Source organism: Actinomadura craniellae (assembly GCF_003289645.1).
GTDB classification, from domain to species: domain Bacteria; phylum Actinomycetota; class Actinomycetes; order Streptosporangiales; family Streptosporangiaceae; genus Actinomadura_D; species Actinomadura_D craniellae.
Genome location: NZ_QLYX01000013.1, coordinates 78,281 through 91,739 on the forward strand (window position 1 = coordinate 78,281; position 13,459 = coordinate 91,739).

General features: G+C 72.5%; 14 protein-coding genes and 2 tRNA genes. 8 read left to right on the top strand and 8 right to left on the bottom strand.

From position 1 onward, the window contains the following. The first annotated feature begins 25 nt into the window (after positions 1-25). Positions 26-310 (top strand): GNAT family N-acetyltransferase, encoded by a 285-nt coding sequence (locus DPM19_RS24850; RefSeq protein WP_111870437.1) that lies wholly within the window; start codon positions 26-28, stop codon positions 308-310. Positions 311-350: 40 nt separating this feature from the next. Here the strand turns inward: DPM19_RS24850 and DPM19_RS24855 are convergent, their stop codons facing one another. Then, positions 351-704 carry an antibiotic biosynthesis monooxygenase family protein gene (locus DPM19_RS24855; RefSeq protein WP_111870438.1) on the bottom strand — a complete coding sequence of 118 codons (354 nt, stop codon included), beginning with the start codon at positions 702-704 and terminating at the stop codon, positions 351-353. Between the two features lie 261 nt (positions 705-965). On the opposite strand from DPM19_RS24855, the gene DPM19_RS35415 reads away from it, so the two are divergent. The 7 genes from DPM19_RS35415 (at position 966) to DPM19_RS24890 (ending at position 6,277) form a co-directional block, all read left to right on the top strand. Further along, the gene (locus DPM19_RS35415; RefSeq protein WP_158566883.1) at positions 966-1,331 is read left to right on the top strand and encodes a hypothetical protein; all 366 of its coding nucleotides are present in this window, start codon (positions 966-968) and stop codon (positions 1,329-1,331) included. A gap of 80 nt (positions 1,332-1,411) precedes the next feature. Continuing rightward, positions 1,412-2,869 carry a cellulose binding domain-containing protein gene (locus tag DPM19_RS36820; RefSeq protein ID WP_111870440.1) on the top strand — a complete coding sequence of 486 codons (1,458 nt, stop codon included), beginning with the start codon at positions 1,412-1,414 and terminating at the stop codon, positions 2,867-2,869. A gap of 288 nt (positions 2,870-3,157) precedes the next feature. Continuing rightward, complete coding sequence (locus DPM19_RS24870; RefSeq protein ID WP_111870441.1) at positions 3,158-3,922, top strand: fumarylacetoacetate hydrolase family protein; 765 nt, start codon at positions 3,158-3,160, stop codon at positions 3,920-3,922. Between the two features lie 93 nt (positions 3,923-4,015). Beyond that, positions 4,016-4,087 (top strand) — tRNA-Gln (locus DPM19_RS24875). Between the two features lie 125 nt (positions 4,088-4,212). Continuing rightward, a tRNA-Glu gene (locus DPM19_RS24880) sits at positions 4,213-4,285 on the top strand. Between the two features lie 249 nt (positions 4,286-4,534). Further along, positions 4,535-5,305: an SDR family NAD(P)-dependent oxidoreductase gene (locus DPM19_RS24885; RefSeq protein ID WP_199485269.1), complete on the top strand. Its 771-nt coding sequence runs from the start codon at positions 4,535-4,537 to the stop codon at positions 5,303-5,305. Positions 5,306-5,386: 81 nt separating this feature from the next. Beyond that, positions 5,387-6,277, top strand: coding sequence for an enoyl-CoA hydratase/isomerase family protein (locus DPM19_RS24890; protein ID WP_111870443.1), 891 nt, complete (start codon positions 5,387-5,389; stop codon positions 6,275-6,277). Between the two features lie 19 nt (positions 6,278-6,296). On the opposite strand, the gene DPM19_RS24895 is transcribed toward DPM19_RS24890, so the two are convergent. The 7 genes from DPM19_RS24895 to DPM19_RS24925 all read right to left on the bottom strand — a co-directional run bounded on the left by DPM19_RS24895 (position 6,297) and on the right by DPM19_RS24925 (position 13,459). Beyond that, entirely contained in the window at positions 6,297-6,965 is a 669-nt protein-coding gene (locus DPM19_RS24895; protein WP_111870444.1) for a TetR/AcrR family transcriptional regulator, read from the bottom strand. 71 nt (positions 6,966-7,036) lie between these two features. Next, positions 7,037-7,936, bottom strand: coding sequence for a nuclear transport factor 2 family protein (locus DPM19_RS24900; RefSeq protein ID WP_111870445.1), 900 nt, complete (start codon positions 7,934-7,936; stop codon positions 7,037-7,039). An 18-nt stretch (positions 7,937-7,954) separates the two neighbouring features. After that, positions 7,955-9,220 carry an MCE family protein gene (locus DPM19_RS24905; protein WP_111870446.1) on the bottom strand — a complete coding sequence of 422 codons (1,266 nt, stop codon included), beginning with the start codon at positions 9,218-9,220 and terminating at the stop codon, positions 7,955-7,957. Then, positions 9,217-10,233, bottom strand: coding sequence for an MCE family protein (locus tag DPM19_RS24910; RefSeq protein ID WP_111870447.1), 1,017 nt, complete (start codon positions 10,231-10,233; stop codon positions 9,217-9,219). Before DPM19_RS24910 ends, DPM19_RS24905 begins: the two co-directional genes overlap by 4 nt. Beyond that, complete coding sequence (locus tag DPM19_RS24915; protein ID WP_111870448.1) at positions 10,230-11,273, bottom strand: MCE family protein; 1,044 nt, start codon at positions 11,271-11,273, stop codon at positions 10,230-10,232. Before DPM19_RS24915 ends, DPM19_RS24910 begins: the two co-directional genes overlap by 4 nt. Then, on the bottom strand, positions 11,270-12,310 hold the full coding sequence (locus tag DPM19_RS24920) for an MlaD family protein (RefSeq protein WP_111870449.1): 1,041 nt from the start codon (positions 12,308-12,310) through the stop codon (positions 11,270-11,272). Before DPM19_RS24920 ends, DPM19_RS24915 begins: the two co-directional genes overlap by 4 nt. After that, positions 12,311-13,459, bottom strand: coding sequence for an MCE family protein (locus DPM19_RS24925; protein ID WP_111870450.1), 1,149 nt, complete (start codon positions 13,457-13,459; stop codon positions 12,311-12,313).

A 13,459-nucleotide genomic window follows, 5' to 3' on the forward strand; every position in this document is an offset into this window, starting at 1 on the left:
GGCCCGCGCGGGCATTGATCCCGACATGAGTCGAGAGATCACCAACAACGCCGCGGAGAACCGGTTCGAGATCCGGGTGGACGGCGCGCTCGCCGGGTTCGCCGAGTACCGGGTGCGCCCCGGCAACCGGGTCGTGTTCACCCACACCGAGGTGGACGGCGCGTACGAGGGCAAGGGGGTCGGCAGCGCGCTGGCCCGCGGCGCCCTCGACGCGGTGCGCGCGGACGGCGGGAAGGTGACGCCCCTGTGCCCGTTCATCAAGTCCTACATGGACCGGCATCCCGAGTACGCCGACCTGCTCGGGGACTGACCCCGGCGGGCCGCCGGCCGTCCGGCGGCCCGCCGTGGGGTCACTGCTTGGGCTCGGCGGCCTGGATGACCTCGAAGGACCACAGCTCGGCACCGGACGAGGCCGGGCCGCCGTGCCCGTGCCCATGCCCGTGCCCCGTGCCGGCCTGCTCGGCGGCGGCCTGGGCGTGGCCGCGCTGGAAGGCCTGGCTCTCGGTCCACCGCTGGAAGTCCTCCTCGCTGCGCCAGCGGGTGTAGACGAAGTACCGGTCGGTGCCGTCGACCGGGCGCAGCAGTTCGAACCCCTCGAATCCCTCGGCCGAGTCGACCAGCCCGGCTCGCCCGGCGAACCGCCGCTCGAGCTCGGAACGCATCTCCTCGGGCACGGTCAGTACGTTGATCTTCACCACGGACATCGCGAGGCCTCCTCAGTAGGGCGTGATCGAGCCTATCCAGCGGCACCGGGCGAGGTGGTGTCCGGGCATGCCGGCCGGTACGGTGATCCGGGCCGGTGGGAAGATCACGGTAGGACTCACTCGCCGGGAACCGGATCACCGGGAGACTTTCGAGAAATCCCGTGGAATACCGTGAAATCAGTGGCGCACAGCCCATCCGGCGGCCAGGATATGTGTGCCGGCACCACACCGGCCTCTTCGATCCTGCACTGGAGTTGATCTATGCCCGCCCCCCTGCCGCCTCCCGATGCCGACGGGCGCCGTGCGGGCCGGGCGCTGGCCGAGGTCGCCTACCGCCTCGGTGACCGGTGCGACCGCGAGGGCGACCTGGACCGCGCGGCACGCTGGTTCCGCCGTGCGGCCGAAACCGGCTGGCCCGGGGCGGCGCTCCGGCTCGCCGACGTGCTGGGACGGCTCGCCGACGACCGGCCCGAGTCCTCCGAGGTACTGCTGGCCGAGGCCATCCGGTGGATCTCCCGGGCTTCCGACGCGACCAGCCCCGCGGCCATCGGGCTGATCACCGATACGCTCAACCGGCACCAGCGACTGGCCGCCCGCCGTGGTGGGGACTCGGTCACCGTCGGATAGGGCGTCCGAAAGCCGGATGAACCGCTCAGGCGCTACGGTCGTCGGACTCAGTGGGTTCCAACACTGTGGAAGGTGACCAGTTGAACGGCCAGCCGGAGGAGCCGGGGCGCACGCCACCGGATCACAAGACCACCACGGAGTTCACGCTTCCGGGCCAGTCCGGAACCGCGGACCCGGCAGGCCCCGAGTCCACCGTCACGGACCCGCCGTCGCCTGGAGTCGCCGAGGACACCGTGACGGACGTGCCGGTCGAGCTGGGGGCTCCCCCCGGCGAGGGCGAGTGGGCGGGGCGCACGGCCGAGGCCGACACCGCCCCCCGCCCCGCACCCGAGCCCGAACTCCCCTCGCCCACGTACATGCTGAAGGACCCCCCGGCGCCCGCCGTCCCGCAGGAGATGCCGATGCCGCCCGTGGCGGACGCGCTTCCGCAGCGGGACCGGGCGACCCGGTACGGCCCGGAAACCCCGGCCCCCGGGCCGGGGGAGCCGCCCGCGGACGGAGCGCTCCCCCCGATCCAGTACGGCCTCAGTGGCCTGCCGGCGCCCGGGCCGGGGGAGCCCACCGCCCCGGCCGCCGAGCCGGCTCCAGAAGGGCCGTGGACGGCGCAGTTCGGCTCCGCGGAAACGCCGCCGCCCGCGCCGGAAGGGCAGTGGCGGAGCGAGCCGGGTCCGGTGGGGCCGCCGGCCCCGGCGCAGGAGACCCCGTGGACGGCGCAGTTCGGGTCCGAGGGTGCACCACCTCCCGCGCCGCAGGAACAGTGGCGGAGCGAGGCCCGGTCCGAGGGGGTGCCGCCCGCCCCGCCGGAGGGACCGTGGACGAGCCAGTTCGGATCCGAGAGCGGGACCGAACCCCGGCCGATGCCCGGGCTGCCGCCGGCGCAGCAGCCCGCGGGTACGCCCCTGCCGCCGCCCCCGCCCGGGCGGCAGCGTTCCGGTGGCCGGCGGGTGCTGGCGCTCGTCGCCGGAGCCGCCGCCCTCATCGTGCTGGCCGGTGTGGCGGCGGTTTTGCTGTGGCCGAACTCCGGCAAGGAACCGGCCACCGGACTGCCCGGCGGCGTGGTGTCGGTGACCCCCACTCCGGAGCCGAGCGGCCCGGGCGGTGAGCCCGCGCCCTCACCGGGCGCACCCGCCCCCGTGCCGTCGGGTCCCGGCAGCGGGCCCGCCCCCGTGCCGTCCGGCGCCCCGCCCGTGCCGTCGGACGCCCCCACCGCGCCGATCGGCCCGGTGCTCCCGGGACAGGGGCTGGAGTACCGGCTCGTCCAGCAGGACCCCGGCTACTACGAGGTCCTGCTCACCGTGACCAACGATGGCACCAGGCCGTTGCGGGCCTGGGAGCTGACGTTCACCGCCCCCGGCGACAACGTCAAGAACATCTGGGGCGGCGAGCTGGTCCGCCGCGGCGAGCACGCGATCATCCGCAGCCTGAAGGACGCCCCGCCGATCCCGCCGGGGGCCGCGTGGGAGATCCGGTACGGCGCCGAGGGCCACCCGCAGGTCCCGCAGAAGTGCCTGTTCAACAAGAAGCCCTGCGGCTTCTGAGGAGCCGCTGCGCAGCCATGACCTGTCAGCCTTGAAGGGGTCATAGCACCTCGGATCCCGAAGGATCACCCGAATGTTCGCTCGGGTGATCCTTCGGTATTCCGGGTGTCCTGGCGTCCCGGATGTTGAAGGATCATGGGGTTGTGCCCGGGGGCGGGGGTGGGCGTCGCGGGCGGCGGGGAGGTCTCCGCCGGCCGGTGCCGGCAACGGCCGACCGGGGTGCGGGACGGATCGGGTGGCTGGTTAGGCTCGTCGGGCCAAGTTCCATCGAGGTTTACGGGGCGTTAAGTGCGTATTGCGCGATTTTCGACTGACAGTGGGATGTCCTTCGGGGTGATCGAGGGTGAGGAGGTCGCCGCCATCGCGGCCCACCCTTTCGGTGAGCTGGTGCCGACCGGGCAACGGTTCGCGCTCGCCGACGTGCGGCTGCTGGCGCCGATCCTGCCGAGCAAGGTGGTGGCGATCGGCAAGAACTACGCCGAGCACGTCCAGGAGATGGGCGGCGAGCAGCCGGCAGAGCCGGTGGTCTTCATCAAGCCCTCCACCGCCGTGATCGGCCCCGGGGAGGCCGTCGCGTACCCGGAGAAGCTGTCGCAGCGCGTCGACTACGAGGGCGAGTTGGCCGTGGTGATCGGCCGGATGTGCCGGGAGGTACCGGTGGAGCGCGCCCCCGAGGTGATCCTCGGCTACACCTGCGCCAACGACGTCACCGCCCGGGACCTCCAGCAGCGCGACGGCCAGTGGAGCCGGGCCAAGGGGTTCGACACCTTCTGCCCGCTGGGCCCGTGGATCGAGACCGAGGCCGACCCCTCGGACCTGGAGATCACCACCACGGTGAACGGGGAGGTCCGGCAACGGGCCCGCACCTCGCAGCTGGTGCACGACGTACCGACGCTGATCGCGCACGTCAGCCAGGTGATGACGCTGCTGCCCGGCGACGTCATCCTGACCGGCACGCCCGCCGGAGTGGGACCACTGGCCATCGGCGACGAGGTCGCGGTGACCGTGGAGTCGGTCGGCACCCTCGCCAATCGGGTCGTCGCGCGTGACTGAGCGGTTCATCGACCGGGTAATCGTTTTGGTTCAGGGTCCCCAGGTCCGGTAAGCTCTCTCACGCGCCAGCGGCCCAAGGCCCGCTGACCGCACTGGGGTATGGTGTAATCGGCAGCACGACTGATTCTGGTTCAGTTAGTCTAGGTTCGAGTCCTGGTACCCCAGCGAGGCCGAGAGATCGGCCTTTTCCCTTGTCGAGGCGATTCGCGACAATCGATTCGAACTAGGGAACCTCGTCCGGTAAGCTGGGCGAGGCCCAAGCGGAACAGATCCGCAAGGGAAAAAGTCCGGCCCCCGTCGTCTAGTGGCCTAGGACGCCGCCCTCTCAAGGCGGTAACGGCGGTTCGAATCCGCTCGGGGGTACAGCTAAAACCGCAGGTCAGGGATATGATCCCCGGCCTGCGGTTTGCGTTTTAAGGACGTGTCGGTCGTCGTCGGCGATGGTGCAACGATCGCAGTGGCATGGACCGTTCGAGACGACCACCCGGACCGCGGTGAAGGCTTCGGTGCATTGCTCCGCCGGTGATGGGGTGGCGCCCTCTTCCGCATGAGGTGGATGTCGCAGAATATGGCGGCGGAGTGTGGCGCTCGGGGCAGACGGACGGAGACGTTGTGGACGCAGAGAAGCTGCGGTCGTTGTTCGACCTGACCGGCCGGGTCGCGATCGTCACCGGCGGTACCCGGGGCATCGGGCGGGCGATCGCCGAGGGATTCGTCGCCGCCGGTGCGAGCGTGGTCGTGGCCAGCCGCAAGGCCGAGGCCTGCGCCGAGACCGAGGCGCGGCTGAAGGCGATGGGCGGGGCCGCCCTCGGCGTTCCCACGCACCTGGGCGACCTGGAGGCGCTGGACGCCCTGGTGACGCGGACGGTCGAGACCTTCGGCAGGCTCGACATCGTGGTCAACAACGCGGCGAACGCCCTCGCGTCGCCGCTGGGGGCGATCACGCCGGAGGCGTTCGCCAAGTCCCAGGAGGTCAACGTCCGCGGCCCGGTCTTCCTGGTGCAGCAGGCGCTCGGCCACCTCACCGACAGCCCCTGCGCCGCGGTGGTCAACGTGGTCTCCGCCGGGGCCTTCCTGTTCTCCCCGTACGTGTCGATGTACGCCGCGGCCAAGGCCGCCATGGTGGCCTACACCCGCTCGATGGCCGCCGAGTTCGCACCGCGCGGCATCCGGGTCAACGCCCTGGCGCCCGGCACCGTCGACACCGACATGGTCCGCAACAACCCGCCCGAGTTCCAGAGCGCCATGGAGCAGGCCGCCCTGCAGAAGCGCATGGCCAGTCCCGACGAGATGGTCGGCCCGGCGCTGTTCCTGGCCTCCGACGCCGCCAGCTTCGTCACCGGGCAGGTCCTCCTCGCCGACGGCGGCCTGGTTCCGCGTTGATCACACGCTCGGATCGGGACCCGCCGGCGACCCCCTGAACCTGCGGCGGGAACGCACCGCCCCACGAAACGAAGGAACCCCATGCTGACCAACGGCGACGCTTACCTGCGCGACACCCCCGCATCGGGCCGGACGGTGCGCGTGACGGAGCCCGCACCGGGCGTCCGGCTGCTCACCCTCGACCGGGAGCACCGGCTCAACGCGATGTCCGGCGAGCTGATCAAGGACCTGCACGCCGCGCTCGACGACGTCGCCGTGGACGACTCCTGCCGTGTCGTCGTCCTCACCGGCGCGGGGCGGGCGTTCTGCGCGGGCCTGGACCTGCACGAACCCCCGGCCCGCGACGTAGCCTCGGCCGCCCCGGCCGCCCCGGCCGCCGCGGAGGAGGAACCCGCCCGGCGGCGGAGCCCCCAGGCGGGCATGCACGTCCAGCAGGCCATCGCCGCGCTCGTGCCGAAGCTACGCAACCTGCGCCAGCCGGTCATCGCCGCGGTCAACGGGCCCGCGTCCGGCGGAGGTTTCGCCCTCGCCCTGGCCAGCGACATCCGCATCGCCTCCGCGACGGCGAAGTTCAACGCGGCCTTCGTCCGCATCGGCCTGTCGGGCTGCGACATCGGCGTCAGCTGGCTGCTGCCCCGCCTCATCGGCGCCGGGCTCTCGCACGAACTGCTGCTCACCGGCCGCTTCGTCGAGGCCGCGGAGGCGCTGCGCATCGGCCTGGTCAGCCGGGTCGTCGACGACGGCGCCGTCGTCGAGGCGGCCCTGGAGACCGCCGCCCAGATCTGCGCCAACAGCCCGATGGGTGTATGGATGACCAAGGAGGTCGCGTGGAGCCAGCTGGAGGTCTCCAGCCTCCAGGCCGGCATCGACCTGGAGAACCGCACCCAGATCCTCACCTCCTACACCCGCGACCAGACCGAGCAGGTCACGTCCTTCCTCGAACGGCGCGCGCCCACCTACACCGACTCCTGAAACCGGCCGGAACGCGCGGTCACTCGGGCGACGCCGCGGCGGCCGGCGCCGGCGTGCTCTCCACCAGGGACGAGAGGACGTCGCCGATGAGGTGGAGCAGGACCTCCCGCAGGAGCAGGCGCACCTGGTCACGGGTCAGGCGGTCCTGCTTGAGCCACTCACGGCTGAGCGCCTCCGCCATCGCGGAGTAGCCGCGGAAGGCCGCCCGGATCTCCGGGTGCTCCCGCGACATCCGGGTGAGGCCGACGACCTCGGTCATGTGGTCGACGGCGATGTCGCGGGCCCTGTCGAGGATGCCTCCCAGGTCCACGTCGCCTCCCGCCGAGGTCATGTCCAGGGCGACGATCCAGGTCTCGCGGTTGCGTTCCAGGAGTTCCAGCCAGGCGTCGATGCTCTCGTCGACGCGGTCGGAGACGCTGGCGCCCGCCACGAACGGCGGGACGGGAACCGGTGGCACGCTCATCATCTGCCGCACGGCCGCCAGGTACAGCTCGCGCTTGGTACCGAAGTAGTGGTTCAGCAGGCCGCGGCTCACCCCGGCGGCGGCGGCGATCTCGGTATTGGACACGGTCGTGTACGGGCGGCGGCTGAACAGCTCGCGCGCGCAGGCCAGGATCTGGTCGCGCCGCTCGTCGGGTTCCTTGCGGACACGGCGCGGCGTCGTACCGTTCACCCGTTGCTCGCTCATCGTGTCCTCGCTGTTGTCACCGGCACCGGTACCCGACCCTACCCGTGGGGGGTACGGCGCGGCCGGGCGCCTCAACCGCCGGACGACGGGGAGGGGTTCGGCAGCGGTGCCCCGCCGCCCTGACGCTGCTTGCCGTCGCCGTCGACCATGGTCTCGTTGGCGGCTCCGATCGAGGTCACCTCGGTGATCCGCCACCGCTCGCCGGTACGGATCAGCCGCATGTCCAGGTGGGAGCCCAGGACCCGGCGGGTGCCGGCGGAGCTGCGCACCTCCGAGTCCATGACCACGATGGCCCGGGCCGTGGAGCCCTCGATGTCGCCGAGGTAGACGGTTCGCACGGTCGCGGTCGCGTCGGCCTTGAGCCGGGCGATGACGCCCTCCAGGCCGCCGGTGAACGCGGCGTCGTAGGTCTTGGCGAAGTCGTCGGAGGCCAGCGACAGCACCCGGTTCCGGGCCGCCTGGAGGTTGCGGTGGTCGTAGCTGAGCAGCGCCCGCCCGAACTCGCCGGCCCGCGCGCGCACGGCCTGCCGGTCGGCCTCCCGCTGGGCGGCCTGGTCGGCCTGGTACCACTGCAGCCCGGCGGTGACGACGGAGGCGACCAGCGCGACCGGGAGGGCGGCCTTGAGCAGCGTCGCCCCCGAGAGAACCCGGCGGCGGGAGGAATCGTGCTCCTCGCGCTCCGCCTTCTCCGGTTCGTCCGCCTTCGCTTTCTTCGCCTTCGCGTTCGGCGTCTTCGTCTTCTTCGGTGTCTTCGGCTTCTTCGCCCCGCCTGCCCGCGGCTCCTCCGGTTCGTCGGCCTTCGCGGCCTCCGGTTCGTCGGCCTCCGGCTTCTCCGGCTCGTCGGCCTTCGCGTTCTCAGGCTTGTCCGCCTCCGGTCCCGTGGCCTTCGCGTCCTCCGGCTCCGTGGTCTCCGGCTCCGCGGTCTCCAGAGCGTCGGTGTCCTGGTCTCCGGTCGTCGTCTCGGCTGGCACTGCTCTCCTTCCAAGGGGTCATCTGCGCGTGCGGAAACGGGTTCGAGCGGCCCGGACGGCGACGACCAGCAGCACCGCCGCGCCGATCCCCGGCGGCAGCAGCGGAAGCCAGCGTCCGGTCGCGCTCGGCTCGCCGGTGGAGTTCACCCGCTGGGCCGGCAGGGTGGACCCGGCGGCCGGGGTCGCCCGCGCGACGGGTTTCCGGGCGGACGTGAGCTTCCCGGAGGTCTTCTCCGTCGCCGGGCACAGGCGAACGGCGGGCGGTACGGGCCGCGGGGCGGGCTTGTTGTACTCGGTGGCGGCCTTGGACCCGCCGATGGTGATCACCGGTATGACGCGCAGGTAGGCGCCGGAGGCGTCCCGGGCCGTGACGTCGGTGACCAGCGCTTGGAGCGTGGGCACCATCGTCAGGACGTGCCGGACCCGGGCCGAGTTCTCGTTGGTGAGCAGCGGTGTGGTCTGCGTGCCGGCGGCGGTGAGCAGGCAGCCCAGCCCGGGGCGCGCGTCGCGCAGCAGCCGGTTCGCGTCCCGCAGCAGGCCGGGGCCCTCCGCCAGGACGATGTCGAGGTTCGCGCGGCTCTGCCGCACCGAGGCGGTGAGCGTGGCCAGGTCGTTGGTGCCCGAGGCCAGCTGGTGCCGGTGGCCGGAGAGCGTGGCGGTGAGGCGGGTCAGTTCGACCGACAGCGCGTCCAGCGTCCCGGCGTCGCCGGCGAGGGTCTGGGTGAGCTGGTGGGTGTCGCCGATGATGTCGTGGATGGAGGTGCCCCGGCCCTCCAGCCCGGTGGCCGCCTCGTGCACCAGCGTGCGCGCGTCGCGCGGGTCGACGGACCGCAGCGTGGTGCTGAGCCCGGCGAACAGTTCCTGGTAGTCGACGGTGCCGGAGGTGCGGGCGAGGGGGATGCGGTCGCCCTCCCTGAGCGCGGCGGTCCCGGGCCGGGCCGGCAGGGACGGCCGGGTCAGCTCGATGTACGGCTCGCCGATGGCCGACTTGCGCAGCACCCGGGCCCCGACGTCCGCGGGGATGCGCGCGTCCCGGTTCAGGTCGAGCCGCACCGCCACGTGCCCCTGGCGCAGCTGGACGTCACCGACCCGGCCGACCCGCACGCCCAGGTGGGTGACCTCCAGGTCGGAGTTCAGCCCCGGGGAGGTGGCGAAGTCCGCGGTGACATGGAAGGGCCGTTCGAGCGCGTCGACGCTGATGATGCTCCGTACCGCCCACACCGCCAGGATCACGCCGAGCAGGGCGAAGAAGCACAGGTTGACGAGGATGCGGGGTTCTCTCATGAGCGCGGCCCCATCAGCTCAGTCCAGGGCCGCCGCTGGGTGGCCTGGGCGGCGGTTTCGGGCGGCGGCAGGAAGCCCTTGATCCAGAGGAAGAGCAGCGCCTGGCCGCTGTGCGAGACCGACGGGCCGCGCAGGAAGGCGAGCACGGCGTTCGCCAGTGCCTTGAGGTCCTGGCTGCCCCGGACGGCGGCGGCGAGCATGGTGTCGGCGCGCTGCAGCAGGGTGGCCAGGCGCGCGGCGTGGCGCCCCTGGATCCTGGCGTTGACCGAACGGGCCAGTTCCAGCAGTTGCTCGACGACGCGTTTGAGCTGGGCCCGGTCGTCCTGCAGCCGCTTGGTGGCGACCGTGATGGCGCCGGGCAGCCGGTCGATCTGCTGCCGCCCGGCGTGCAGCGACGCGCCGATGCGGGCGAGGCCGTCCAGGGTGCGGCCCAGGTCCCGGCTCGCGGCCGCGTAGCTGTCGGAGACGGCGGAGGCCTTCTTGATGAGGGTGTTGAGCCGGTCTCCCTCGCCGCCGAGGGCGGTCGCGGACTCACCGGTGATCGTCGCCAGGTCCTGGCCGCCCAGCGCGGCCAGCAGGGGGCTGAGCTGCCGGCTGATCTGTTCCAGGTCGGGCTGGACGGAGGTCTGCCCGATCGCGGCGCCGCTGGCCAGGAACGGCCCGGTGCGCAGGTCGCGCCCCGGGGGCGGGTCCAGCCGCACGTAGTTCTCGCCCAGCAGCGACGTCTTGGCGATGGTCGCGGTGGTGCCGGTCGGGATGCGGCGGTCGTCGCGCAGCGACATCGTCACCTTGCTGCGGTATCCGGTCAGGCCGATGGCGGTGACGGTGCCGACGCGGATGTCGGAGATCTGGACGCTGTGCCCGACGACCAGGCTCTGCACGTCGTCGAACGTCGCCGTGAGAGTCAGGTCGCCGCGCGGCGCGCCGATCGTCTGGAGGGAACAGCCGCTCGTGACCAGGGCCAGCGCCAGGGGCGCGGCGAGGACGGCGGCCAGGGGCTGGCGTCTTCTCATCGGGGCGCCCTCCGGGGCGGGTCGGCGCAGGTGGCCAGCTCGGGGTTGCCTTGCAGGCAGGGCACGGTGCCCCAGCCCATCGCGGTGAACAGCGGCTGGAGCCAGGCGCGCAGGGTGCCGTGCACGACCAGGCGGATGGTGGCGGCATGGTTCTTGCGGTCCCACGCCTGGACGGCCACGTCGGCGAACCGGCCCAGGGCGGCGATGGCCTGGTTCAGCGATCCGGCGTTGGCTTTGAGCGTCATCACGATGTTGGACAGGTCGGAGACGGTGCTGGGGAGGGTCTCCCGGTAGGCGGTGACCAGGACGTCGCTCTTGCGGATCACGGCGGCGAGCCCCGCGACGAACTCGCTCAGCCGGGCGCGTTCCTCGGCCAGCGAGCGGCTGGTCGTGGAGAACGAGTTGATGAGCTCGCCGAGGCGGCGGTCGCGGTGGTTGAGGTCGGCCGCCAGGGTCCGCAGCCCTTCGGCGAGCGAGACGAGCCGCCGGTCGTGGGCCGCCAGGTTGTGGGTGAGGGAGGCGGTGCCGCGCAGTGCCTCGTTGATGTCGCCGCCGTGGCCTTGCAGGCTGTCGGCGCCGCGACCCACGGCCGTGCCGAGCCGCTGCGTGTCGATCGACCGGTTCAGCCGGGCGAACGCGGCGAGCGCGTCGTCGATCTCGACGGGTAGTTCGGTGCGTTCCTGGGGGATGACCATTCCGGGCGGGGCCTTGGGCTGGCCGGGCTGCCATACCGGTTCCAGCCGGACGTACCGTTCCCCGAGCGTGTCGGCGGAGGCGATGACGGCCCGCGCGTCCCGGTGCACCGGCACCGATCCGTCGATGGCCAGGTCCACCCGCACCCGGCCGCCTTCGTGCCGGATGCCGGTGATGCTTCCGGCGTCGGCGCCCATCACCCGCACCCGCGACTGCTCGTACAGCGAGGTCGTCCGGGCGAAGTGGACGGTGATCCGGTAGCTGTCGTCGCCGGCCCCCACCACCGCGCATCCTCCGCTGCTCGCGGTCAGGGCCAGCGCGCACGCCGCCGCGGTGAGACGTCTCATGATCCTCCTCTCCGGGCGCCGGCCGGCGCCTGCCGGGCCAGCTCGGCCAGGTCCCGGGGCGACAGCGGCCCGAGGCCGGTGGACACGACCTCCAGCCACGGGCCGTTGCCGCCCGTGCCCGCCAGCCCGCTCAGCGTCGGGCCCGCCCAGGCGAGCAGCTCGTTGAAGTTCTTCGTGGTGGGGCGCAGGGTGCCCAGGGTGCGGTTCAGGTCGTCGATGACGAGGAGCAGCTTCCGCTGCTGCTCGTCGATCAGCCGGGTCATCGCGGCGACCGTCTGGCCTCCGCTGCCCAGGAAGGTCGAGAGTTCGTTGCGCCGGCGCCGCAGCTCGTCGAGCATGATCTGCACGTTGGTGAGCAGCCGGGAGAGCTGCTGCTCCTTGGCGCGGGCGAGGTTCATCACGCGTTCGCCGTTGACGAGCAGCTTGTCGATCTGCGGATCGGATTCCTCGACGGTGCGCGCCAGCTCGGCGAGGTCGCTCAGGGTGCGGCCGAGCCGGCCCCGGTCGCGCGCGTTCACCTGCCCCAGCTCCGACATGATCCGGTTGATGGACTGGGTGTCGAGCCGGGTGATGGTCGTGGTCGTGGTGCTCAGCAGGTCGTCGGCGGCGGCCGGTGTCGCGGTGCGTTCCCGGGGGATGCGGCGGCGCCCGTCCGGCAGGTCGGCCAGGTGCGGGGTGGTGACCGGGCCGGACAGGTGCAGGTAGCGGCCGCCGAGGAGGTTGGTGACCTTGACCTCGGCGCGGGTGGCCGGGCCCAGGTCCACCTCGGCCTCCATCTTCCAGGTGACCAGCACGCGTCCCCGGGTGAAGTCCGGGCGCACCGAGGTGACCTCGCCCGCCCGGATGCCGGCGACCCGCACCTGGTCGCCGGAGCGCAGCCCGCCGGTGTCGGCGAACTCTCCGGTGACGGTGTAGCGGTCTTGCAGCAGCCCCCGGGTGCCGACCAGGTAGACCCCGGCGACCAGGGCGATCAGCGCGGTGGACGACACCAGCCCGACGGTGATCCGGTTGCGGTCGCGGAACGATTTCAGCGCCATTCAGCCGCCTCCGACCAGTAGGTGCCGCAGCGCGTCGGACGAGTCGAGGGGAACGATGCGCGCCCCGGTTCCGGAGCTGCTCGGCGCGACGCCGGCGGTGCCGGTCTCGCGGGGGCCGGGCAGGCGGGTGGAGTAGGGGCACGGCGGGGCGGCGAGGCTGATGCAGGGGATCGAGGCCTCCGCGTAGCCCCCGTTGTCGACGGCGGCGAAGATGCGTTGCAGCTTGGGTGCCGCCGACCCCAGGACCGCGTTCAGCGCGCCTCTGTTGCGCTGCACGCCGGCGGTGAAGTCGGACAGCCGGGAGATGACGGACGCCAGTTCCCGGCTGTTGCCCGCCAGTACCTGGTCCGAGGTGCGGCTCATGGTCGCCAGCTCGACCAGGGCCTGGTCGATGAGCCGGCGGTTGTCGGCGAACGCTCCGCTCAGCTTGACCAGGTCGTCCACGGCGGTGGCGATCTGCTTGTCGCGGCGGGCGATGATCTCGGTGACGGTCGCGTAGTCGGCCAGCATCCGCCGCAGGGTGGCGCGGCGCACCGCGATCGTGGACGACAGCTCCTCCACGTTCACGATCAGCTGGTCCAGCTCGCCGGCGTTGCCGTTCAGCGCCTGCGACAGCGACATCAGCACCTGGTTGACCTGGCCGGGGTCGACGCTGCGGGCCAGCGGGATGAGCTGGTCGACCAGCGCCCGCGAGTCGATCACCGACCGGGTTCGGGTGATGTGGGCGCCCGGGCGCATCTGCGCCGGGCTGGTGCCGGGGATCAGGTAGACGACCCGGCGTCCCATGGTGTCGCGCCAGCGGATGGCGGCCTCGCTGTCGGCGGGCACGGTGACCGATGTGTTCACGGTGAGGTGCACCCGGGCCCGGCCGTCGACGATGCGCAGCTCGTCGACCCACCCCACCGGGGTTCCGGCGATCTTCACCTGGTCGCCGGGTTCCAGGCCGCTGGCGTCGTCGAAGGTGGCGGTCAGCGGCCAGCCGTCCTCCAGGTTCACCCGGGCGATCTGCGCCCCGATGTACGCGGTGAGCAGCCCGGTCACGGTCACGAACACCGCCAGGCGGGTCGCCAGCGCGGCGCGGGCGCGTCCTCGCGGGGACAGCCGTGCCGGGAGGCGGGGCGCGCGGCGCGGAAACGTCGGTCGTGCCAT